This window comes from Clostridium oceanicum (genome assembly GCF_039521385.1).
GTDB lineage: Bacteria > Bacillota > Clostridia > Clostridiales > Clostridiaceae > Clostridium_F > Clostridium_F oceanicum.
The window spans coordinates 140,956-163,574 of record NZ_BAAACG010000003.1 but is presented as its reverse complement, the minus strand read 5'-3'; the positions used below and the strand labels follow the sequence as shown (position 1 = coordinate 163,574).

The following is a 22,619-nucleotide window of genomic DNA, read 5'->3' as shown; positions in this document are numbered from 1 at the left end:
TGATACTATGTATTATAAAATATTATTGAGGTGAAGAATAGTGAAGTATTTTATAGAGATAAGTAAGATAATAGATGGTGCAATTAAATTAGATAAAGTAAAAGTTGAAAATTATATAAGATTATTAATGAAAAAATTAGAAAAAGATGGAGATGATAAAGCTGCAATTAAATTAAAGGGGTTATTAGAAAAAAACAGTAGTAATTCTTTAAATCCCATGGATATCTCTAGTATTTCAAAAACTCCAGTAGATTTTGAATCAAGAATACCAATGGCAGATGTTATTATGCCAGAGTCGAATACAGATACTATTATTTTATCAAATAAAAATGAAATGGAATTAGATGCATTTTTATTAAGTTATAAAAAAAGTGATGAATTATATTCATTAGGTCTAGACTTACCTAATACTCTTATTATGTTCGGCCCACCAGGTTGTGGTAAAACAAAGTGTGCTAGTTATATTGCAAGTAAATTAGAATTGCCTTTGATTGTTGCTAGGCTTGATAGTATGATTTCTTCGTATTTAGGAACAACTGCTAAAAATATTCGAAATTTATTTGAGTATGCTCAAAAAACACCTTGTGTTCTATTCTTAGATGAATTTGATGCTATTGCTAAAGCAAGAGATGACAACAATGAATTAGGTGAATTAAAAAGAGTGGTTAATAGTTTATTACAAAATATTGATTCGTTGGGCAGTAATACTTTACTTGTTGCAGCAACAAATCATGAAGAGTTACTAGATAAGGCTATTTGGAGAAGATTTCATTACAAGATGAATATTGTATTACCAGACTTAGAAGGAAGAAAAAAATTAATAAGACTATTTATTAAAAATATTATTAAAATTACAGATAAAGAGCTTGAAATGGTTGGTTTAGCATGTAAAGGTATGAATGGAGCAGAGATAGAGGAAGTTATAAATAAGGCTATTCAGAAATCAATTATATTTGAGAATGAATTTAATATAAATAGCATATTTAATGAAATATTTACTATTAAAATAAATATAGATAGTAATTTAACTTTAAAACAGATACAAAAATTAAAGATAAAATATTTAAGAGGATTAGATGAAAAGATATTTAGTTATTCTGTTATAAGTAATATATTAAAAATTTCTAAAAGTCAAATTTCAGTTATGTTAAAAGAATAAATAGGCGGGGGTGGTTAAATGGATAAAAAAAATTTACCAGTAAAGATTATATTACAAAGGAAAAATGATTTAGTAGCTAATATCGGAATGGGAAATACTAAATTTTTTTGTGATGTTAATGAAAAATTAAAAAATACTATAATTAAACAGCTGGAAAATACAGTGGATTATTATAAAGATATTTTTAATGTATCGTCAAAGCTTCCACTTATGGGTAAAATAAAAATGAAAAAAGAAGCTATTGCAAAAAGTTATAAACCAGATAGGTTTTGTAAAAATATTCCCATAATTGGTTCTGGAAATCTTGATGAAATTTATTTTAAGTTTACAAAAGATGAAGTTGAAAACACTATAAGTGAAATTCAAAGGTTACCGTCAAAATTATTTAAAGCTAATCTTACTAGTATAGAAAAAATCACTCCTTACTATAGCGATGATAAGATTTCAGATGATTTGAGGAGCAAAGCAAAGTCTAAAAAAGAATTCTTTAAAATAAAGGATAGTATTAAAATAAAGTTATTTGACTTTAAAGACGATTATGATAACGAATTAATCAGACATTATGTTTACAAAAAGCTAAATGATATTGGATTTGATGAAGGTATAAAAAATATAAATTACTATGATAAGGTCAAATATTTGCAAGTTAAAGTTCAAAATTACGATCAAATAATTAAAATATCAAAAATTAATGGTATAAAAACAATTGATTATTTTCATCGATTGTATGCAGTTAATAAAGAAATAGATTATGAGGATAGGAATTTTAAACTTCCAGATAAATTAATAGAAACGGATACTATCATAGGAATAATAGACACAGGAATTAGTGATAGTAATCCTTATTTAAAAAACTATATTTATTCACGAGAACAATATGTTGCTGATGAATATATAAATCCTTCACATGGTACATTTGTTGCTTCTATTATTCAATATGGAGATATATTAAATAATATTAATACGTCAAATAAAAAATTATTTAAATTCCTTGATGTAGTTGCTTTACCTAATAATGATTCTACTCATGGTTTAATAGATGGAATATCTGAAATAGAAATTATGGAAATTATTGATGAAGTTGTAGATAAGTATCATGATAAAGTTAAGATTTGGAATCTATCTTTTGGAAATGACATGAAAACATGTAAAGAAACAATGTCTGATTTAGGGGTTTTTTGCGATGCTATTCAAGAAAAATATAATGTTCAATTTTTTATAGCCAGTGGGAATAAAAGTAGTACTCCCTTACGTCAGTGGCCATCTCAATTGAGTGATGATTCTGATAGGATTATTTCACCAGCGGATTCTGTAAGGGCTATTACTGTTGGTTCAATAGCTCATAGAGAGTCCAATAATTCTTTAGTTAAAATTAATGAACCTTCTCCTTTTAGTAGAAGAGGACCAGGTGCTAACTATATAGTGAAACCAAATGTAGTTGACTATGGAGGTAATTGTACAAAGTCAGGTAATTATAATGAGATAGGTATGTTAGGTTTAGATATTAATGGAAAAATAACAGAAAAAATTGGAACTAGCTTTTCAACTCCTAGAGTTGTAAGAAAATATGCTTCAATTATTGATGAAATGAATGAAACTGATATATTATTATCAAAAGGTATGCTTATTCATTCAGCAAAAATGAATGCTAGAGATTTATTTCATTATAATCAAGACAATATAAAATATTATGGATTTGGAATTCCAGGTGTTGATGTTAATAATATATTGTTATGTAGTGAAAGTGAAGTTACTCTTGTATTTAAACAAAAAATAGTATCAGGTAGTCATCTTGAATTGATGGATTTTCCATATCCAGAATCATTGATTAAAAATGGTAAATATTTTGGACAAATATGTATGACATTAGTTTATAATCCTCCGTTGAATGAAGATTATGGACAAGAATACTGTAGAAGTAATATAGACGTTGGATTTGGACCATATAAAAGAAACTCTGATGGGAAACTTGATTATAAATCTGAAGTACCAATAGAGAAAAGTTGGGAATCAAAATATGAAGCTGATCAAGTGGAACATGGATTTAAATGGAGCCCAATTAAGTCTTATTATAGAGAATTAAAAAGAGGTATAAAAGTTGCTGATGGATGGAAATTAAGAGTTGATACACATAAGAGATATCAAGAAGATCTTATATCTCAAGAATTTGTATTAATACTTACAATAAGAGATAAAAGTGGAACATTAGATATATATAGTGAAGTAATAAATGGATTAAGAACTAATGGTTACATAATGAATGATTTAGAATTAAGAAGCCAAGTAAGGGTAAGAAATTAAATAAAGCATAATTTTTTATTTATTTTAAAATAACATTGATGTTTAAGAGAATTATTTAATTAAGTTATATCTGTGATATTAATTATTTGATGATAAACAATATACATAAGGAGTAGTGAAAGAATTAGAACTTTTAACTACTCCTTATTTGAATTTATTATTATAGATTAGAATTCAAAAACTCTAATTGTTTACAATCTAAAGTATATATATCATCTTTGGGTAATTTATATTTTACTAATAGAAAGTTTTGTATTTCATCCCATAAGATATTTTTAGGGCCTACGGATCTGTTTTTTAGTTTTAGTTGCATATATCTTGATATTTTCACAGAAGAATTTCTGTTTTTTACTAATATATAAACAGCGTGGAAATAATCAGAATCTTGGAGGGTTTTGTTAGAACTATTATTGGGATAATAAATACTAATATTTTCTACACAACCACATTTACAATATTGACCATATATTGACGTTATGAATTTTGTACATGCAGCTATGAATTCAAATACATCTGTTTTTAGATTGGGATTTGGAATGTTGTTTAGGTTATATATGAATTTTTTAGAAATAACACTACAATTAGAAATAGATAAATTATAAAAATCTTTTCTCATATACGGTGTTGAAATTAAAAATTTAGATATAGGAGCACATGTTCCATTTACTGTAATTTGATAATCGTTTTTTATATAATTTGAAACAAGAGTATCTAATATTTGTCCTCTTGAACTAAAGGATCCGCTCGCTAATAGGGAATTACAAAAATTTTTAGTATTTTCACACGTATCAAAACTTAGTTTTATTTTTTTCATAAAAAGACCTCCATAAATTTTATTATACTTAAAATATTATTTAGAGTACTTAAAATAATATTTTAAGTATGTAAATAATATACATCTAAATGAATGTTTTGTCAATAGTGTATCTGAAATATTATTTTGACGGCACACCTGTAAATATTTAGAGTGATTATATCGAAATTTTGTTAAAATAAGTATGTGTTATATGAGGTTAGTTAGTATGTTAAAAATACAAAATAGTGTACTGTACTTAAAGATTGATGGAAATATTATTTAATTATTTAGTAGAAGAACTTCCTACACAAGCAATAAAAAAATAATTAGACTATTACAAAAAGTTGAATTGTAATTTAGGATAAATTTTGATTTTAAATAGAAAATGTACATAGTACTATAGTTGAATATGACATGTATTATATTTAAGTAAAATAATACAAAAACTAGAGTATAATAGAACTGATGGTAAAAAAATTATCTGAAGTTGGTACGACAAGGAAGTATCAAATTAAAATATAAACTCAAAACCAATATTTTATATGTCAAAAATAAAATATTCTTGCGTGAATATTATTATAAGATGTGTAGATAATATGAGATAAATTGGACAAGACTAAAAAGTTACATGTAAAAATTAGTGTGTAACATTTAATCTTGTCCAATTTGTTTTATTACGAACTCAAAAAAGGGTTTAATTAACCCTTTTTTTAAAATAAAAAGTCTTAATTTAGCAACTAGAACTTGAAAATAAACTTAATTGCTATTATAATTATATAAAAGAACGAATGACTAATTAAGGAGAATAGTGTATGGATAAAAAAAAAGAATGGTCGGTTAAAATATTTCTTTTTGATAAGGAATATAATAAATTAGAAAAAATAGCAGATGAGTTAGATTATTCCGTAAAAAAATTAGTGAATAAATCAATTAGATATGCATTAAAAGATTTTGAGAAAAACAAGAAAATAAAAAGATTAGAATATGTGGAATATCATAAAGATGGAGAGTTAAGAATATATAGTTTTAAAATAAAAGAAAAACGTTACATTAGACTTAAAGAGATATCAAAAAATATAGCTATGAGTAAAAAGGAATTAGTTAAATGTATTATCTCATACTATCCTAAGGTAATACAAGAAAAAGAAAATCAAATGTTAGAAAGCACATTTTGATAATTTTATGCAAAGAAAGGAGAGATAAAAATGAAAAGAAATGATATGAAAAAGTTTATATGTGCATTAGAGAGGATAGAAAAAGATTTAATTGATGAAAATGAAGTTACATCAAATATAAAAAAAAGATTAAAAAGAATTATATATGAGGTAGAGTTTTGCATAAGTAATTTTAAAAAAAATAAATACTTTGCAATACAGCAGTTCAGACCATTAATGGACAAAATAGTAAATGTTATCTTATTAAGAGATTATAAAAAAAGGTATTTAAAATATATGGAATGTTTAAAGGAATTTATAGAAATAGAAAGTAAAAGAGAGTATTTGTCAAGATGTAAAATTAAATCAAGATATCTGAAGGATAAAGAGAAATTTATGAAAAGAAAACTTGATAATCTTGAAATATCTATTGAAAATATAAGAAATTATAAATTTGAAAAGTTTCAATATTCAATAGGTTATTTATGCAATGATTCCAGTAGGGTTATACATGATGATAATTCTACATATGATGTTAATTCAGATAATATAAAAAGAACAGTTAAGGAAGTAGAAGAGATAATTTTATTTTTTGTTTCAAATATTTTTATTTCATTATGTGAAAATGAAAAAGATAAAAATTATTTAAGAATTATCCATAAGAATAGTAAAAAAAATTTAAAAAACAATTATTCTATAAAGAAAAAATCATTAAAAAAATTAAAAAAAGAATTAAGAGGAACTTATAATAATTGTGCGTAAAATAACCACTATAAACTATATATAAATCCTATATGTAATACAGTTGGAGTAAATAGGAATTTAAAAGATTATATTTTCAAATTAATAATTTATAATATATTGTTTTGTATAAAAACAGGAATTATTATAATTTAGGAAGAATGACCAATGAAATATAATAGTGATTTAATTTGTGAAAAATGGAGAAAAAAATGCTCAATTAAAGATACAAGGATAGAGTGGTTAAAAGATAAAGAACATAATTGTACAGATATATACATGTGTCATAAACAATGTTCAGAAGGCTATAACTCACCAACAGCAGTGGTAGGAGATATTGACTTGATTTCACCTATAAATAATGAGGATGTAGTTTACAATAAACTAAATAAAATGAAAAAAGTGTATAAGAATTTATCAAATAAAATTGATAAAATTATAGTACGATTATTTAAAACGATATAGTGAAGATACTGTATGTAGAAAATATATAAGTGATACTAGAGTTTTATAGTAAATTATTTATAATAAAGTTTGATAATATTAATATCATAAATATGAAGAGTAGGATAAATTGGACAAGGTTAAAAGTTACCTGTAAAAGTTAGTGTGTAACATTTAATCTTGTCCAATTTTTTATATTTAAATCCCCTTACCCCTTAAAAAGGGGAAGTTTTGGTATTCCTCTTTGGTCTAATAAACCCATGAAGGTAGCTTTGGACAAGCTTATAAATTACTTTTTATTTTGATATTCCTATAGGGTGTAATATATAGCATGTCCAAAGCAAAAATTAAAAAAATAAAAGCTTGTCCAACCTAGTGAATTTTATGCTTAAAAGTAACATTAGTATTGTTAATTTTAACAATAGATTATATATCTTATAGTTTAAATTAATAAAGTATAAGCATGATTATTAGTTTGTATTGTTATTGATAGTGTTACTAGTAGTATAGTCAAAGTAGCATTTTATTTGGGTGCCTTAATCAAGCACCTAAAAAAGCTACATTGTATATATAAGAAAGACTAATTATAGGAGTGTCTGCCATTTCTTTAGCCGCTCCTATAATAAGTCTTTCTAATCAATCCAATTTGTTTTTCAGGTAACCGCTTGGGCACAACTAGGGTAGTGCTTTGGTGGTCTTTTTTTATATGAAATTATATACAAGCCTTACTTGGCTTGCCTATAAAAATTATTCTTCACATCCCACCCACCACCGAATCTATGGTAATTTTAAAGGGTCAAAGAGAGGGTGGACTTGCTCCCTACATAAAGCTATATGCACATGCTCCAAGAAAAAGTCATGTCCATATAGATTTGTAGCAAGACAGTTCCACCCGTTATGTGCATTCCTATTAAGATTCCAACTTAGTTTAATGTGTCTTTAAAGTTTAATCCAACCTTGCAGGTGTACTAGCCCAGGGCTGGTCCATCTTGGACGAGTACTGTCCAAGATTGGGAGAGTATAAAAAATATACTTTATATATTTAAAGTAAGAAAGTATTAACCTATAGTAGTAATGATTTTTTTTAAAAATCATTACTACTATAGGTTGGTTATTTAGTATTATAAAAAAATGGGTGGAAAAATTGAAATTTTCCACCCGTTTTCCACCAATGCATAAATTCAAATAAAATATAGTAAAAAATAATAAGATATAATAAAATATTTGTATTCATATATATAGTTAGTTTTAAAATATAATAAGATATATTAAAATCTGATATAATAGATAAAGATTATTAGTATAAATAAACATCTCATGTAGAAAATGTAGTGCTTTTAACTAAAAAATAGTAAAATTTTAAAATGTGATTAAAAGGATTTTAAGGTAGAAAATCATTTTATTAATATAAAAACACAGTAAAACATAATAATATTATATATAGAGAAGTATATAATAAAAAACTTACGTTATATTTAAAAAAATTTAAAGAGAAATATTAATAATAGCTTTAATTTAAAATACAAAAAAGGTCTTAAAAATAAATATGGTTTGTAAAAAAAGTTTTTATGGTTGGTTACTATAAAAACTTTTTTTATTATAATATCCAATAAAGAAAGATAAATTTTAATAAAAACAATATAAGTATATAACATAATTTGTTTTATAATTTATAAAAGGTTAGGAGTTAGGAAAAATGAGTAATAAATTATTTTCAAAAGAAGAAATTAGAGTTTTATCAAAAAACAAGTATGTGAAAAAAGTTACTAGTAAAGCAATTACTTATACTGACGAATTTAAGCGTATTTTTATAAAACAAAATAAAGAAGGTAAAACATCAAAGGAAATATTTAAAGATAAGGGTTTTGATATTAAAGTTTTAGGAATTCATAGGATTGATTCTTCGGGGAAAAGATGGAGATCAACATATAGAAAAGGTGGTATAAATAATCTAGAAGATGGAAGAAAATATAATGGTGGTAGACAAAAGGTAAATATAAAAAAACAGTATATAAAAGAAAAAGAAATTATGTTGAAGCTTAAATCTATAATTGAAGGTTAATGACAATTTGTTTAAATATCCTTAAATTATTGTATATATAAATTTGATAAAACAATAAAGAAAGTAGATTTCTACTTTCTTTATTGTTTTTTAGGCTTTTTATATAATTAATCTAACTTAAAGGATAGTTACTAACTAAAAAGTGCATTCTATACAGCATAAAATATGAGTGATAATATTGAGACTATAAAATGCTAATAATATAATCAGTTATATTATTTTATAGGAGGTATATATTATGAAAAATATTTTAGTAATTAATGGGCATGAGTATTATCCTTATGCACCAGGAAAATTAAATAAAACATTATTTTCTCAGATTATTGATACATTAAAAGAAAAGTATGAAATTAAGACCACTATAGTACAGCATGGATATGATATAAAAGAGGAACAAGATAAATTTAAGTGGGCAGATGTAGTGATATTTCAAACTCCTATATATTGGATGGGTCTTCCTGCAATATTAAAAAATTATATAGATAAAGTCTTTGAATATAATATATTTTTTAAAGGAGGAGAAAGTTATGGTAAAGGTGGATTGATGACAGATAAAAAATATATGATATCTACTACTTGGAATGCTCCAGAAAGTTCTTTTAATAAAAAGGATGAATTTTTTCAAGGGAAAAGTGTTGATGAAACTTTAGTTCAAATACATAAAACATTAGAGTTTGTTGGTATGAATCCCTTAAAAAGTTTCTCTTGTAATGATGTAGTTATAAATCCTGATATAGATAAGTTTACTAAGGGATTAGATAGTCATTTAAAAGAAGTATTTCATTTATAATATAGAAAATTTAATATTAAAATCCCTTTAGATAATTAGTTTTATTAAGGGATTTTAATTTAAATTTATAAGTCAGAAAAATATTTTTTAGACCATTGTTCTAATAAGTTAAGTGATGTATATAAATCTTTGCCTTTTTCTGTAAGTTCGTATTCTACTCTTGGTGGTACTTCAGGATAGGTAGTTTTAAAAATTATATCGTCTTTTTCTAATTCAGTTAATTTTTCATTTAAAACTTTTTGACTAACTCCTGAGATAATTCTTTGAAGTTTAAGAAATCTTTTAGGACCTCTATAAAGATGACATATTATAACTGCTTTCCATTTTCCTCTTATTAAGTCCATTGCAAGATCTAGATGACATACGTATTTTTTATTGTTGTATTGAAGCATTTGTTCACCTGCTTTTTTATAAATAATCAGAAAAATTATATCATAACTAAAAATTAAAGGCAAAATACCTGGGCATTCAATATAGGAGGTAGGACAAATCTTACTTAAAAGTAAGGTATCTAACAAAAAAGTGCGTACTTGTGTATGAATTTTATATGACTTATACTTTAAAACAAAGTAATTTATATAAAGGGACGAATTTAAATCTTTTATTTAGATTTAAATTCACAATAAAGATAGGGATTAAAATAAAGAAATATAAATAATATATAGGGGTGTTATTATGATAAATATAGTTGCAAAAAACATAGTTAAGGAAGGGAAAATAGAAGAATTTAAAGCATTAGCTTTAAAACTTATAAAAGAGAGTAGAAAAGAAGAAGGATGTATAGAATATAACTTATACGAAGATATAAAAAACTCAAATATCTTAACATTCATAGAAAAATGGAAAGATGAAGAAGCTATAAATCTTCATAATAAATCTGAACATTTTACTAGCATTGTTCCTAAACTAGGAGAATTATTAAAAACTGATAGCGATGTTCATTTATATAAAAGTGTTAGTTAAAATATTTTTTAAAATATAGTTTTGTATAAAATACTTTTTAGATAAATAGAAATATTTTTGAATAAAAATATTATAAATTTAGGAGGAAGATAAAATGAAAGTTGTAGCATTTAATGGAAGTCCACAAAAAGAGGGAAATACATATCACGGAATAAAAGTAGTAACAGATGAACTTGAAAAAGAAGGTATAGAAACTGAAATCATCCATGTAGGAAATAAAGCTATTAGAGGATGTATTGCATGTGGTCAGTGTTTTAAAAACAAAAATGAAAGATGTGTTTTGCCAGATGATGGCGTTAATGAATGGATTCAAAAAATGAAAGAGGCTGATGGAATTATTTTAGGATCACCAGTTCATTATTCAGCTATAGGAGCAACTATGAAATCATTTTTAGATAGAGCTTTTTATGTTAGTGGTGCTAACGGAAATCTTTTTAGACATAAAGTGGGAGCTTCTGTTGTAGCTGTAAGACGTTCAGGTGGAATGCCTACTTTTGAACAATTAAATAACTATATTAATTACTCTGAAATGTTAATGCCAACAGGAAATTATTGGAGTGTTATCCATGGTACTAAACCAGGAGAAGCAATGGAAGATAAAGAAGGAGTTCAATTAATGAGAACTCTTGGAAAAAATATGGCTTGGCTTATGAAGCTTGTGGAAAATGGTAAAGGCGTTATAGAAGAACCAAAAGCAGAAAAGAAAATATATACTAATTTTATTAGATAAAACTAACAATTATTTAATTAATTCTATTTAATATATAGACAAGAAATTTAAAAAATTATAAAAGAGTATTGACAAAAATTTCTTATGGGTATATTATATATAAAAATAATCATTTAAATAAATTCTGTGAAGAGAAAAAGTATGTAATTATTTTGTTCTAAAGAGAGTTGACATTTTGCTGAGAGTCAATGCTCAAAATATTATTGAAAATCATCTCTGAGAAGTAAAACTGAAACTAGTACCAGTAAGTTTTACCGGAGTCTTTCACCGTTAAAAGACAAGCGTATTGTTTGATACGTAACTAAGAGCTGTAAAATACTTATAATATATTTTGCAGAACTAGGGTGGTAACGCGATTTAACTCGTCCCTTATTTTAGGGATGAGTTTTTTATTTTTTTATAGCTATTATTTTACATAAAATAGGTGGCTATAGCTAGAATTTTATTTTTTGTTTATGTAATTATTTTACTTAAATGTAAATTGTTTAAAGAAGTATAGGAGGCGATTATGTGGATATTGAGATTGGTATTATAGATTTTTAAAAAGATAAAATTATACAGTTATTAGGGGGCTTTTAAAATGAATAAAACTAAATTATCAAACAAAGACTTATTACTTGTAGGACTAATGCTTTTCTCATTATTCTTTGGAGCTGGAAATTTAATATTTCCTCCATTTTTAGGACAATCAGCAGGAGCAAAAACATGGGTAGCTATGGGGGCGTTTTTTATAACAGCAGTTGGATTCCCAATACTTGGAGTAGTTGCAGTTGCTAAATCAGGTGGATTAAGCAATTTAGCAAAAAGAGTAAATCCAGTATTTGCAATGGTATTTACTGTTTTAATATATTTATCAATAGGACCTTGTTTAGGAATACCAAGAGCAGGAAGTTTACCTTTTGAAATGGTAGTTGCACCTTATCTACCACAAAGTGTATCAAAAACTTTAGCATTATTTTTATTTACACTTGTATTTTTTACAGTAGCTTATTGGCTTTCATTATCACCAAATAAATTAGTAGATCGTATGGGTAAAGTATTAACACCTACTTTATTACTTTTAATATCTGTTATGTTTGTTGGAGCTTTAGTTAAACCAGTAGGAAACTATGGAGCTGCAACTGGTGAATATATGACTTCTCCTTTTGTTAAAGGATTTTTAGAAGGATATTTAACAATGGATACAATAGCAGCTTTAAATTTTGGAATAGTTATAGCATTAGCAATAAAATCTAAAGGAGTAAAAGAAGAAAAAGCAGTAGTTTCAACAGCTATAAAGGCAGGAATAATTGCAGGAACTTTACTAGTACTTATATATTCAGTTCTTGCACATTTAGGAGCAACTAGTGGAGGAAGATTTGGAGCCACTCAAAATGGAGCTCAAACACTAACAAATGTTACAACTTACATATATGGAAAACCAGGAGCAGTATTATTAGCAGTTATATTTACATTAGCATGTTTAACAACTAGTGTGGGACTTATAACTTCATGTAGTCAATATTTTTCAACATTAAGTCATAAAGTATCTTATAAAAATTGGGTTAGAATATTATGTTTATCTAGTATGACTCTTGCCAATATGGGATTAACAAAAATACTTGCAGTATCAGTTCCAGTATTAAATGCCATATATCCTATAGCATTAATGCTTATAGTTCTTGCAATGTTAGATTCATTATTTAAAGAAAGTAGGGTTATATATGGATTAACAATATTATTTGCAGGTTTTGTAAGTATAGTTGATTCATTAGGACAAGTAGGGATAAAATTAGGATTTGTTACTAATTTGTGCAGTGGATTACCTCTTTATAATCAAGGATTAGGATGGGTAGTTCCAGCCTTTATGGGAATGTTTTTAGGGGTAGTGATAAAAGTTTTAAGAGAAAAATTAATAGCTGACCAAAGATTAAGAAAAGTTAATTAGAATGATTAATAAAATTAGAAAAGAGATCATAGAGTGTTTTAAATTATTAATAAGAAAAATTTCTTTTTTAAAAAACTGATTTAATTAAGGTATTAAAAAAAAGGTCTATCTTAAACTAACAAGATAGACCTTTTTAACATAAATTTTAAGGAGTAGGCAAATCAGATAGTTTGAATAAAGATATAGATGCTGTTGTTGTTAAATTACCAAGTTGAGTAGTTGCAGCTCCATCTACTACTAAATTTTGATTATCTACATTTCTGAGCCTTAGAATATCACCAGGATTTAAATCAACATCAGCCTGACCAACAATTTCACCTGAATTTTTGGTATAAGCAGAAGCTGTTACAGGAGTATCAGTAATGCCATCATCAACAAATAATTGAGGAATTCCTTGACCAGTACCAGATTCTATTATATATATTGCTCTAAATCTTCCACTAACGTTTGAAATTATAGATTCACTATTAGTTCCACCAACATTAAATGACCCAGAAGGAATATCTGTTTCTAAACCGCCATTAAATTCAACTGCACCTCCAGGACTTCCACCAGGAATACTTTGGGGGGTAATGGAGTTCCTATAAGCAAATGCAGAAACAATTGGACCCATTACTCCAGTAGGGCCAGTAAGACCAGTAGGGCCAGTAGGACCAGTAGGGCCAGTAGGACCAGTAAGACCAGTAGGACCAGTAGGGCCAGTAGGACCAGTAGGACCAGTAGGACCAGTAGGACCAGTAGGGCCAGTAAGACCAGTAGGGCCAGTAGGACCAGTAGGACCAGTAGCGCCAGTAGGACCAGTAGGACCAGTAGGACCAGTAGGACCAGTAGGACCAGTAGGACCAGTAGGACCAGTAGGACCAGTAAGACCAGTAGGACCAGTAAGACCGGTTGGGCCAGTAAGACCAGTAGGGCCAGTAGGACCAGTAGGGCCAGTAGCGCCAGTAGGCCCAGGTGGACAAGTGCATTTACCACAACTTGGTATACAAATTATTGTTTTTTTTCGTTTACAATCCAAATTTAATCACCTTCCAGATAACAATTCAAGGTTAATTAGTTATTTTAATAAATATAAACTATGATTTTATATTTAATTCAGTATATGAAAGGTATATGTATAATGATTATAAATTGTTTGAGTTTATAGCCATGTGGTATGAAAATTTAAATTCACAAATTTTCTTTTTTATATGATTTTAAATATATATTACTATAGAAATTTTATTTACACTTGTATTTTTTACAGTAGTTTATTGGCTTTCATTATCGCCAAATAAATTAGTAGATCGTATGGGTAAAGTTTTAACACCTACTTTATTACTTTTAATATCTGTTATGTTTGTTGGAGCTTTAGTTAAACCAGTAGGAAACTATGCAGACGCAACTGGTGAATATATGACTTCTCCTTTTGTTAAAGGATTTTTAGAAGGATATTTAATTAGATTAATTATTAAAAGAAAGTAGGGTTATATATGGACTAATAATATTATTTACAGGTTTTGTAAGTATAGTTGATTCATTAGGACAAGTAGAAATAAAATTAGGATTTGTTACTAATTTGTGTAGTGGATTACCTCTTTATAACCAAGGATTAGGATGGGTAGTTCCAGCCTTTATGGGAATGTTTTTAGGGGTAGTGATAAAAGTTTCAAGAGAAAAATTAATGAGTAAGGAGGTAGAAATAAAGTTAAAATAATTTATTTTTAAACTTAATATATTTCATAGATTTTTACTATTGTTTTTTCAAAACTAATGCAATTTAATAGCATGATTTTTATCAATAAATAAGCTGTAGACTATAATAGTTGTCTACAGCTTATTTATTAAATATAGTGATTAGATATTTTAGCTTAATCTCATAATAGCTATAGAAGCTGCTACATTATTTTCATTTAAGAATGTTGCTGCTCTTTGAACTCTAAAATCATTGTTGGTATCAACATTTCTTAAGGTAATAACTTGACCAGGGTCTATAAGTGTATCTACAATACCTATAACTTCATTATTACCTGGGGCAGTATAAGTTGAACCCGGTACTGGATTACCATCTAAATAAATTTGAAGAGCACCGTTATTAGTACCTTTTTCTGCAGTATATATTATTCTATATAAACCTTCTACATTGACAGTAATCTCAGAACTTGGTGGTGTAAAAGTAAAAGAAGTTGGAGGATTTATTTCACCTGCCATATTAAAAGATACTTCATCATTCAGATCGAGATTTTGATCTGCGTCAATGTTGTAATAAACATATAAAGAATCTATTGCTAAAGTTCCAGTAGCGCCGGTAGCTCCAGTAGCCCCAGTAGCGCCAGTAGCGCCAGTGGCTCCAGTGGCCCCAGTAGCGCCCGTAGCGCCAGTAGCGCCAGTAGCGCCAGTAGCTCCAGTGGCCCCAGTAGCGCCAGTAGCGCCAGTAGCGCCAGTAGCGCCAGTAGCGCCAGTAGCTCCAGTAGCACCCGTAGCGCCAGTGGCCCCAGTAGCGCCAGTAGCGCCCGTAGCGCCAGTAGCACCCGTAGCGCCAGTAGCTCCAGTAGCACCCGTAGCGCCAGTAGCACCCGTAGCGCCAGTAGCCCCAGTAGCGCCCGTAGCGCCAGTAGCTCCAGTAGCACCCGTAGCGCCAGTAGCGCCAGTAGCGCCAGTAGCCCCCGTAGCGCCGGCAGCACCCGTAGCGCCCGTAGCGCCAGTAGCGCCGGTAGCGCCCGTAGCGCCGGTAGCCCCCGTAGCGCCAGTAGTGCCGGTAGCACCAGTAGGTCCTGTTGGGCCAGGTGGACAAGTACACTTACCACAACTTGGTATACAAATTATTGTTTTTTTTCGTTTACAATCCAAATTTAATCACCTTCCATATAATAATCTAATGTTAGTTGGTTTATTTTACAAATATAATCATAGACCTAATGTAGTATATGAAATATTGATAAAATATGTTTTTAAATTAATAATAGTTAACTTAAATATTTAGAATAAACAAATATAAAGATAAGAATTTCTACAAAATGAATATTGAAAAAGAGTAAAAAATATAGTTTTATATTATAGTTAAATTTTATATATTTAAAACTACATTCTTTATTAAGTTACATTCTATGAAATTAGTCTAAGATAGATATTTAAATGATTGATTATTTTTAAAATTTAGATTTGAGATCTAGATTTTCAAAATATTTTTTGTTTTCAAGTAAAATTTTGTTGTTGGGAGAATAATTTAAAGCTTTTTAATTATGTTTAAATGCTAAGCCTTTTTTTACTTTGTTTATCATAACATACACAAAGTTGAATATGAGGGAGCCAAGTCCAATAAGCATCATTATAAAATCCCCAACCATTAACTGTTTTTTAGGGTGGTAGTTAGCTGGTATGAAAATATTGCATTTTCTAAGTTGTTTTTATCATGAAAGTAATTGCCTATTTTAAAAGTAAATTCTGCTCTAGGTTTATGGTAAAGAAAAGATTTAAAACAATATTCAAGTGTTTCTAATGATTCTTTTATAGGTGTGTCATATTCAACAGATTTGTTACAGGCAGAAATTTTATCCTTCTTTTGCATTGAACTCATGTTTCTTATATAATTTTCTTGTATATGTTAAATTTTCTATTAGGGTCATTAACTAAGTGAAATTTATTTTTAATAAAACAAAGATAATGATGAATAGAATTATACTATATTCATCATTATCTTATAAAATTTAAAGTTAAGGTGTTATTTATCTATCCTATTTTTATTATTTGTAAAGATGCTGTATTTTCTCCTGCAACAGATGCTGGTATAGTAGCACCAGTTTGAGTAATATTATTAATAGTTAGGACTTCACCAGCCATAGCTGTAAAAATAGCATGACCTGTTACTTGTGATTTTTGGTTCGTATTAAGTCCCATGTCAATAGTATTACCATAGATTGTATTTACTAACACCCCACTCAGACTTAATAGAGGTTCAAATATAGGTTTAATACCACTCGGGTCATTAGGCGTTGATGTTACTGTGAAAATTAATTCATATTTTCCATCTTGAAGTATCTGAAGCTCTGCAGGTGTTATTTGGTTAAAAAAAGTCATGTCGATATAGTTAATAGAAGTAAAATCTATAGTATCATCAACATTAATAAGAGGTTGAGCAGTAGGATCACTCCTTGAAACATATACAGCTCCTAATGATTGAGGGCCAGTAGGGCCAGTAGGACCAGTAGGGCCAGTAGGACCAGTAGGGCCAGTAGGACCAGTAGGGCCAGTAGGACCAGTAAGACCAGTAGGGCCAGTAGGACCAGTAGGGCCAGTAGGACCAGTAAGACCAGTAGGACCAGTAGGGCCAGTAGGGCCAGTAGGACCAGTAAGACCAGTAGGACCAGTAGGGCCAGTAGGGCCAGTAGGACCAGTAGGACCAGTAAGACCAGTAAGACCAGTAGGACCAGTAGGGCCAGTAGGGCCAGTTGCCCCAGTAGGGCCAGTAGCGCCAGTAGGTCCAGTTGACCCAGTAGCGCCTGTAGCGCCTGTAGCTCCCGTAGCACCAGTAGGTCCTGTTGGGCCAGGTGGACAAGTACACTTACCACAACTTGGTACACATACTATTGTTTTTTTGTGTTTGCAATTCAAGTTAAATCACCTTCCACATAATAATTTAATGTTAGTTACTTTATTTTTTATAAATAGAATTGTAAGCATAATGTAGTATATGAAATATGCATCAAATATGTCTTTAAAATAGTAAAAGGTAATTTAAATATATATGAAATTAACAATTTTTTAGAAATAATTATTGAAAAATAAAGAATGTAGTTTTAGAGTATATTTGATTTATATATATTTAAAACTACATTCCTTATTAACTTATATTTTATAATATTATCTAAAATATATATTTATATACTTAAGTAACTTAAAATAACAATTAGAAAAGTTGGTTTTTAAAACTTAGATTTAAAACCTAGGTTTTCATAATATTTTTTATTCTGAAGTAAGATTTTGTTGTTTGGAGAATAGCTTAGAGCTTTTTCATTATGTTTAAATGCTAAGTCTTTTTTACCTTGTTTATCATAGCATACACAAAGTTGCACATGAGGAAGCCAAGTCCAATAAGCATCATTATAAAATCCCCAACCATTAACTGGTTTTTTTAGGGTGGTAGTTAGTTGGTACCAAAATATTGCAATTTCCAAATTATTTTTATCATGAAAGTAATTGCCTATTTTAAAAGCGAATTCTGCTCTGGGTTTATCGTAAAGAAAAGATCTAAAACAATATTTAAGTGCTTCTAATGGTTTCTTTATAGATGTGTAATATTCAACAAGTTTGTTACAGGCAGAAATTTTATCTTCGTACCAAGCACTATCCATATCTAATAATTTAGTATATTGTGTTATAGCTTTATCAAACATTTTATGATCATATAATTCATTACCATAGTAAAAAACTTCTCTTGCATTGAACTCGTGATTTTCTTCTATCATTTTCTTATATATGTTCAAATTTCTATTGGGTTCATTGACTTTTATTTTTTTATGAGTTATAGCTACATCACTGTTAATAATATTTCCACCTACTAATATATAATCATGAACTCTACCATACCATCTAAAATTATTTAATCGTTTAACAAGTCTATTTCTTCGATAGCTTAGAGCAGGAACACCATCTTCATTAATGCCTAAATTATATAGCATAGTTACTGAATCAGTAGAATTATTTAAAATATTTTTTAAAGTTTTGAATTTTTTTTGACTTTCTTCTGAAATTATATCATCAGCATCTAACCATAATATATATTCTTTAGTAGCCTTACTAAAAGAATAATTTCTTGCTGCTGCAAAGTCTTGTATCCATTCAAAGTAATAAACTTTATCTGTAAATTTTTTAGCTATTTCTACTGTTTTATCTTTAGATCCTGTATCTACTATTATAATTTCATCTACTAAATCTTTTGCACAATTTAAACATCTTTCTAAAGTTAATTCTTCATCTTTTACAATCATACATAAACTTATAGTTATCATTAAATCACTCCATATAAAATATTAAAAAGAAAGTTAATATATATATTTGTAATATATTATTTTTAGGATAGTATTAATGAATTTTATAAATTAGGTATATTAATTTACTAATAACTAATAGGCTAAAAATATACTTTCTAAGATACTGTATGCAAATTAATTAGATTAGTCACAAATTTAATTTAAAATATGTATATAAATGTTTTAAATTATGAAAGTTATTTAATTTAAATTTAATTTTTATAAAAAAAGAAATGATAAATAAAGTTATATTTATCATTTCTTATTAAATTTAAAGTTATGGGACAGTTGGTCTTATTATTATTAGTTGTACAGATGCAGTATAACATCTACAAAAGATCCAGTAGAATCAGCTGAATAAGTACACTTACCACAACTTGCTACACATATTATTGTTTTTTTATTTTTGAAATTTAAATTAAAGCACCTGCTATATAATAATTTAAGGTTAATTGCTTTATTTTTATAAATAAAATTGTAAGCTGTATGAGATATACATCAAATATATCTTTTAAATATTAAAAGTTAATTTAAATATATATGAATTAAGAATTTTTTTTAGAAATAACTATTGAAAAATAAAGAATGTAGTTTTAGAGTACATTTAATTTCCCATATATTTAAAACTACATTCCTTATTAACTTTTCCTTATCTTGTACTTATATCAATTTAAACTTTTGAGTTTATATTAATTTAGAATTAGAAAAATCCTAAAAACTTACGTTACACACTCATCAGTTAACCTTACAATTGATGCTGTTCTATTAACTTCGTTAATATTAGAGTCAGTTGGAGATGTTTCTATTCCAGGACCAGTGGCGCGAGTAGTAATAATACAAATCCTTACAGGTACAACAGGGACACATATAATAACATCACCGTTTATTACTCCACCTTCAACTGGTGTAACTCCACCATTTGTTGAGTTTATTTCGAAAGATTGCACGATGGTTCCATCTACATCTAATCCCAATGCTACAAAAGCTTGACCTGTTGAGATAAACTTAAGATAAAAACGAATTAAATAATTTCCTGGCGCAAGTATTTCAACTTGATCATTTCCTATTGGTGCATATATATTGCTATCTTGGATAGATATACTATCAAATGGAATACAGTTACCAACAACTAAAGGTACTCCTGAACTTGTTGGGTCATCTGATCCAATAGCATAAAATGGACTATTTAGTACTCCTGGGCCAGTAGGACCAGTAGGGCCAGTAGGGCCAGTAGGACCAGTAGGACCAGTAGGGCCAGTAGGGCCAGTAGGACCAGTAGGGCCAGTAGGACCAGTAGGGCCAGTAGGACCAGTAGGGCCAGTAGGACCAGTAGGGCCAGTAGGACCAGTAGGGCCAGTAGGACCAGTAGGACCAGTAGGGCCAGTAGGACCAGTAGGGCCAGTAGGACCAGTAGGGCCAGTAGGGCCAGTAGGACCAGTAGGGCCAGTAGGGCCAGTAGGACCAGTAGGGCCAGTAGGACCAGTAGGGCCAGTAGGGCCAGTAGGACCAGTAGGACCAGTAGGACCAGTAGGGCCAGTAGGACCAGTAATACCTCTAATTCCTGTTACACCAGTAGGGCCACGTTCCCCCTGGTCACCTTGAGGACCAGTAGGACCCGCAGGGCCAGTAGGTCCAGGTGGACAAGTGCATTTACCACAACCTGGTACACATATTATTGTTTTTTTACGTGTACAGTTCAAATTAATCACCTCTATTAAGTTTTATACATAATTTTCATATTAATTAAGTCTATATTCTAGACTTAATATATGTTATGCAAATCTTTAAAAATATGAGAATATCATTTTATGATTATTAGATTGTAATTGTGAAATAGCATTTAACATATACAAATCATATAATATAGTGACATAAAATAGTCTTATTTAAATATATGAAGATGTTTTTTTGAAAGGATGTTGAGATTATATGTTATCTTGTAAAGATAAAAAAATATTGCAGAATAAATTAGAAAATTTCTATTGTAAGCAATGTGATATATGTATATGTAATTTTGTATGTTGTAAAGATGCTGCTACCAATATTTGTGACTGTTGTGTAAAACCCTTGGAAGATATATTACAACAATTAAAAAATATTTTGCCTAGTAATACTCAGCTTGACATAAGGTTTACAAATTCTAGTGGAGTTGAAGTTGTTATAGCTGATATAGTATCAATAAATGATGGGATAATTAATGTAAATAATACTGATTTTATATCTATTTGTAATATTTCAAGAATTGCTTGGTCAGGTGAAGAAGGAATAGATCAGATTAAATTATTACCACCAGTATGTACTTGTGGAGAATGTGATTGTTGTGAAAGACCTTTAAGAGAAATTTTGACTAAAATACCATCCGGTACTGATATATCTATAAAATATATAGGGCAACAAGATTCTGAGATTTCTAGAAAAACAACTTTGATTAAAACTGGATTTGGAATATTATTAGCAGAAGATACAGATAGAAAAGAACCAGAAGTATATTCAATTTGTAAATTATTAAAAGTTGATACTGTAGTGTGATTTATGAGTATTTTAAAATATAAAAATAATAATGTATTTAAAGATATTATAACTTGTGTATAAAAATAAAAACTCTTTGTAATTTAAAGATCAAAGAGTTTTTTATTATTAATTATAATTGATTGTGAATTTAAAACTAAAATATACAATGATATAACATTTAATATGGATAACTCATATAATATAGTGACATAAAACAGCTTTATTTAAATATATAGATGTTTTTTGAAAGGATGCTGAGATTATATGTTATGTTGTAAAGATAAAAAGAAATTACAAAAATGTTTAAATGATTTATACTGTGACAAGTGTGATATAGGTGTATGTGGATGTTGTAAAGATGTTGCTACAAATGTTTGTGATTGCTGTGTAGATCCTATGGAAAATTTAATAAAACAATTGCAAAATATTTTACCGCAACAAGCTACAATATTAATAACTTTTACAAATGGAAGTCAAGATTCTTTTATGGTACAAGATATAGTATCAATAAAAGACAGTATTATAAATTTATTAAATATTCAATTTATATCAATTTGTGATATATCAAGAGTTAGATGGAGAAATACAAGTACAATAGATCAAATTGAGCTGTTACCACCAGTATGTACTTGCGGAGAATGCGATTGTTGTGAAAGACCTTTAAGAGAACAGTTAAGTAAGCAAATAGGAAATAATATAGCATTAGAATTTTTAGGAGAAAAAGATCCTGAAAGTTCTGCAAGTGGAGAAGAAATAACCCTTAGAAAAGTTGGTCTTGGAATAATAGTAGGAGAAAATTTAAATGACGGTGCTCCTGATGCTTATTCAATTTGTAAAATGTTAAGGATAGGTACTTTATTAAGATAGTTTTTATAATAAAAATATAAAAATTTTTAACAGTAGGTTATTTAAAAATTATTTTTAAATAGCCTATTATTATGAAATTTTTATTAGTATGTATAATTACATAACAATTAATATACATAAATCATATAATGTATTGATAAGAAATAATTTGAAATTACACTCTTTA

21 protein-coding genes, 2 pseudogenes and 1 other annotated feature are annotated in these 22,619 nt (G+C 28.1%); of the genes and pseudogenes, 14 read left to right on the top strand and 9 right to left on the bottom strand.

The window, feature by feature from the left end:
* Positions 1-40: 40 nt before the first annotated feature.
* Positions 41-1,159, top strand: coding sequence for an AAA family ATPase (locus ABDZ71_RS02430; protein WP_343758494.1), 1,119 nt, complete (start codon positions 41-43; stop codon positions 1,157-1,159).
* Between the two features lie 18 nt (positions 1,160-1,177).
* The gene (locus ABDZ71_RS02425; RefSeq protein ID WP_343758492.1) at positions 1,178-3,460 is read left to right on the top strand and encodes a S8 family peptidase; all 2,283 of its coding nucleotides are present in this window, start codon (positions 1,178-1,180) and stop codon (positions 3,458-3,460) included.
* Between the two features lie 160 nt (positions 3,461-3,620).
* On the opposite strand, the gene ABDZ71_RS02420 is transcribed toward ABDZ71_RS02425, so the two are convergent.
* Positions 3,621-4,274, bottom strand: a complete 654-nt coding sequence (locus ABDZ71_RS02420; RefSeq protein WP_343758490.1) for a hypothetical protein — start codon at positions 4,272-4,274, stop codon at positions 3,621-3,623.
* Between the two features lie 794 nt (positions 4,275-5,068).
* Between ABDZ71_RS02420 and ABDZ71_RS02415 the strand changes: the two genes are divergently transcribed.
* From ABDZ71_RS02415 to ABDZ71_RS02395, 5 genes are all read left to right on the top strand, one after another.
* A complete protein-coding gene (locus tag ABDZ71_RS02415; protein WP_343758488.1) occupies positions 5,069-5,431 on the top strand; it encodes a hypothetical protein in 363 nt (120 codons plus the stop codon).
* Between the two features lie 30 nt (positions 5,432-5,461).
* Positions 5,462-6,172 (top strand): hypothetical protein, encoded by a 711-nt coding sequence (locus ABDZ71_RS02410; RefSeq protein WP_343758486.1) that lies wholly within the window; start codon positions 5,462-5,464, stop codon positions 6,170-6,172.
* A gap of 147 nt (positions 6,173-6,319) precedes the next feature.
* Entirely contained in the window at positions 6,320-6,616 is a 297-nt protein-coding gene (locus ABDZ71_RS02405) for a hypothetical protein (RefSeq protein WP_343758484.1), read from the top strand.
* Between the two features lie 1,675 nt (positions 6,617-8,291).
* The gene (locus tag ABDZ71_RS02400) at positions 8,292-8,657 is read left to right on the top strand and encodes an HTH domain-containing protein (protein ID WP_343758482.1); all 366 of its coding nucleotides are present in this window, start codon (positions 8,292-8,294) and stop codon (positions 8,655-8,657) included.
* Between the two features lie 238 nt (positions 8,658-8,895).
* On the top strand, positions 8,896-9,447 hold the full coding sequence (locus ABDZ71_RS02395; protein ID WP_343758480.1) for an NAD(P)H-dependent oxidoreductase: 552 nt from the start codon (positions 8,896-8,898) through the stop codon (positions 9,445-9,447).
* Positions 9,448-9,512: 65 nt separating this feature from the next.
* Here ABDZ71_RS02395 and ABDZ71_RS02390 read toward each other — a convergent pair whose 3' ends face one another.
* Entirely contained in the window at positions 9,513-9,839 is a 327-nt protein-coding gene (locus ABDZ71_RS02390; protein WP_343758478.1) for a winged helix-turn-helix transcriptional regulator, read from the bottom strand.
* Between the two features lie 283 nt (positions 9,840-10,122).
* Here ABDZ71_RS02390 and ABDZ71_RS02385 point away from each other — a divergent pair, with 283 nt between their 5' ends.
* From ABDZ71_RS02385 to brnQ, 3 genes are all read left to right on the top strand, one after another.
* On the top strand, positions 10,123-10,410 hold the full coding sequence (locus tag ABDZ71_RS02385) for a putative quinol monooxygenase (protein WP_343758476.1): 288 nt from the start codon (positions 10,123-10,125) through the stop codon (positions 10,408-10,410).
* 94 nt (positions 10,411-10,504) lie between these two features.
* Positions 10,505-11,140: a flavodoxin family protein gene (locus ABDZ71_RS02380; RefSeq protein ID WP_343758475.1), complete on the top strand. Its 636-nt coding sequence runs from the start codon at positions 10,505-10,507 to the stop codon at positions 11,138-11,140.
* A 117-nt stretch (positions 11,141-11,257) separates the two neighbouring features.
* Positions 11,258-11,513, top strand: a binding site (T-box leader).
* A 207-nt stretch (positions 11,514-11,720) separates the two neighbouring features.
* Positions 11,721-13,067, top strand: a complete 1,347-nt coding sequence (brnQ, locus tag ABDZ71_RS02375; RefSeq protein ID WP_343758474.1) for a branched-chain amino acid transport system II carrier protein — start codon at positions 11,721-11,723, stop codon at positions 13,065-13,067.
* A gap of 145 nt (positions 13,068-13,212) precedes the next feature.
* Here brnQ and ABDZ71_RS02370 read toward each other — a convergent pair whose 3' ends face one another.
* The gene (locus tag ABDZ71_RS02370) at positions 13,213-14,085 is read right to left on the bottom strand and encodes a hypothetical protein (RefSeq protein WP_343758473.1); all 873 of its coding nucleotides are present in this window, start codon (positions 14,083-14,085) and stop codon (positions 13,213-13,215) included.
* A 203-nt stretch (positions 14,086-14,288) separates the two neighbouring features.
* Between ABDZ71_RS02370 and ABDZ71_RS02365 the strand changes: the two are divergent.
* Positions 14,289-14,504 (top strand): annotated as a pseudogene (locus ABDZ71_RS02365) (branched-chain amino acid transport system II carrier protein); the annotation flags it as partial.
* Positions 14,505-14,535: 31 nt separating this feature from the next.
* A complete protein-coding gene (locus tag ABDZ71_RS02360; RefSeq protein WP_343758803.1) occupies positions 14,536-14,763 on the top strand; it encodes a branched-chain amino acid transport system II carrier protein in 228 nt (75 codons plus the stop codon).
* Positions 14,764-14,912: 149 nt separating this feature from the next.
* Here the strand turns inward: ABDZ71_RS02360 and ABDZ71_RS02355 are convergent, their stop codons facing one another.
* The 6 genes and pseudogenes from ABDZ71_RS02355 to ABDZ71_RS19895 form a co-directional block, all read right to left on the bottom strand.
* On the bottom strand, positions 14,913-15,257 hold the full coding sequence (locus ABDZ71_RS02355) for a hypothetical protein (RefSeq protein WP_343758471.1): 345 nt from the start codon (positions 15,255-15,257) through the stop codon (positions 14,913-14,915).
* A 77-nt stretch (positions 15,258-15,334) separates the two neighbouring features.
* Positions 15,335-15,811, bottom strand: coding sequence for a hypothetical protein (locus ABDZ71_RS02350; protein WP_343758469.1), 477 nt, complete (start codon positions 15,809-15,811; stop codon positions 15,335-15,337).
* Between the two features lie 581 nt (positions 15,812-16,392).
* Positions 16,393-16,614 carry a hypothetical protein gene (locus ABDZ71_RS02345; protein WP_343758466.1) on the bottom strand — a complete coding sequence of 74 codons (222 nt, stop codon included), beginning with the start codon at positions 16,612-16,614 and terminating at the stop codon, positions 16,393-16,395.
* A 161-nt stretch (positions 16,615-16,775) separates the two neighbouring features.
* Positions 16,776-17,657 carry a collagen-like protein gene (locus ABDZ71_RS02340; protein ID WP_343758464.1) on the bottom strand — a complete coding sequence of 294 codons (882 nt, stop codon included), beginning with the start codon at positions 17,655-17,657 and terminating at the stop codon, positions 16,776-16,778.
* A 311-nt stretch (positions 17,658-17,968) separates the two neighbouring features.
* Positions 17,969-19,054 carry a glycosyltransferase gene (locus tag ABDZ71_RS02335; protein WP_343758463.1) on the bottom strand — a complete coding sequence of 362 codons (1,086 nt, stop codon included), beginning with the start codon at positions 19,052-19,054 and terminating at the stop codon, positions 17,969-17,971.
* A gap of 1,261 nt (positions 19,055-20,315) precedes the next feature.
* Positions 20,316-20,634: pseudogene (locus ABDZ71_RS19895) on the bottom strand (hypothetical protein); the annotation flags it as partial.
* 370 nt (positions 20,635-21,004) lie between these two features.
* Here ABDZ71_RS19895 and ABDZ71_RS02325 point away from each other — a divergent pair.
* Both ABDZ71_RS02325 and ABDZ71_RS02320 read left to right on the top strand, forming a co-directional pair.
* A complete protein-coding gene (locus ABDZ71_RS02325; RefSeq protein WP_343758460.1) occupies positions 21,005-21,604 on the top strand; it encodes a hypothetical protein in 600 nt (199 codons plus the stop codon).
* 246 nt (positions 21,605-21,850) lie between these two features.
* A complete protein-coding gene (locus ABDZ71_RS02320; protein ID WP_343758458.1) occupies positions 21,851-22,453 on the top strand; it encodes a hypothetical protein in 603 nt (200 codons plus the stop codon).
* Positions 22,454-22,619 lie beyond the last annotated feature (166 nt).

Bases quoted from the DNA above. Each gene is read 5' to 3' on its own strand.
- ABDZ71_RS02425 (WP_343758492.1), top strand. From the start codon at position 1,178: ATGGATAAAAAAAATTTACCAGTAAAGATTATATTACAAAGGAAAAAT.
- ABDZ71_RS02420 (WP_343758490.1), bottom strand. From the start codon at position 4,274: ATGAAAAAAATAAAACTAAGTTTTGATACGTGTGAAAATACTAAAAAT.
- ABDZ71_RS02415 (WP_343758488.1), top strand. From the start codon at position 5,069: ATGGATAAAAAAAAAGAATGGTCGGTTAAAATATTTCTTTTTGATAAG.
- ABDZ71_RS02410 (WP_343758486.1), top strand. From the start codon at position 5,462: ATGAAAAGAAATGATATGAAAAAGTTTATATGTGCATTAGAGAGGATA.
- ABDZ71_RS02405 (WP_343758484.1), top strand. From the start codon at position 6,320: ATGAAATATAATAGTGATTTAATTTGTGAAAAATGGAGAAAAAAATGC.
- ABDZ71_RS02400 (WP_343758482.1), top strand. From the start codon at position 8,292: ATGAGTAATAAATTATTTTCAAAAGAAGAAATTAGAGTTTTATCAAAA.
- ABDZ71_RS02395 (WP_343758480.1), top strand. From the start codon at position 8,896: ATGAAAAATATTTTAGTAATTAATGGGCATGAGTATTATCCTTATGCA.
- ABDZ71_RS02390 (WP_343758478.1), bottom strand. From the start codon at position 9,839: ATGCTTCAATACAACAATAAAAAATACGTATGTCATCTAGATCTTGCA.
- ABDZ71_RS02385 (WP_343758476.1), top strand. From the start codon at position 10,123: ATGATAAATATAGTTGCAAAAAACATAGTTAAGGAAGGGAAAATAGAA.
- ABDZ71_RS02380 (WP_343758475.1), top strand. From the start codon at position 10,505: ATGAAAGTTGTAGCATTTAATGGAAGTCCACAAAAAGAGGGAAATACA.
- brnQ (WP_343758474.1), top strand. From the start codon at position 11,721: ATGAATAAAACTAAATTATCAAACAAAGACTTATTACTTGTAGGACTA.
- ABDZ71_RS02355 (WP_343758471.1), bottom strand. From the start codon at position 15,257: ATGGCAGGTGAAATAAATCCTCCAACTTCTTTTACTTTTACACCACCA.
- ABDZ71_RS02345 (WP_343758466.1), bottom strand. From the start codon at position 16,614: ATGCAAAAGAAGGATAAAATTTCTGCCTGTAACAAATCTGTTGAATAT.
- ABDZ71_RS02335 (WP_343758463.1), bottom strand. From the start codon at position 19,054: ATGATAACTATAAGTTTATGTATGATTGTAAAAGATGAAGAATTAACT.
- ABDZ71_RS02325 (WP_343758460.1), top strand. From the start codon at position 21,005: ATGTTATCTTGTAAAGATAAAAAAATATTGCAGAATAAATTAGAAAAT.
- ABDZ71_RS02320 (WP_343758458.1), top strand. From the start codon at position 21,851: ATGTTATGTTGTAAAGATAAAAAGAAATTACAAAAATGTTTAAATGAT.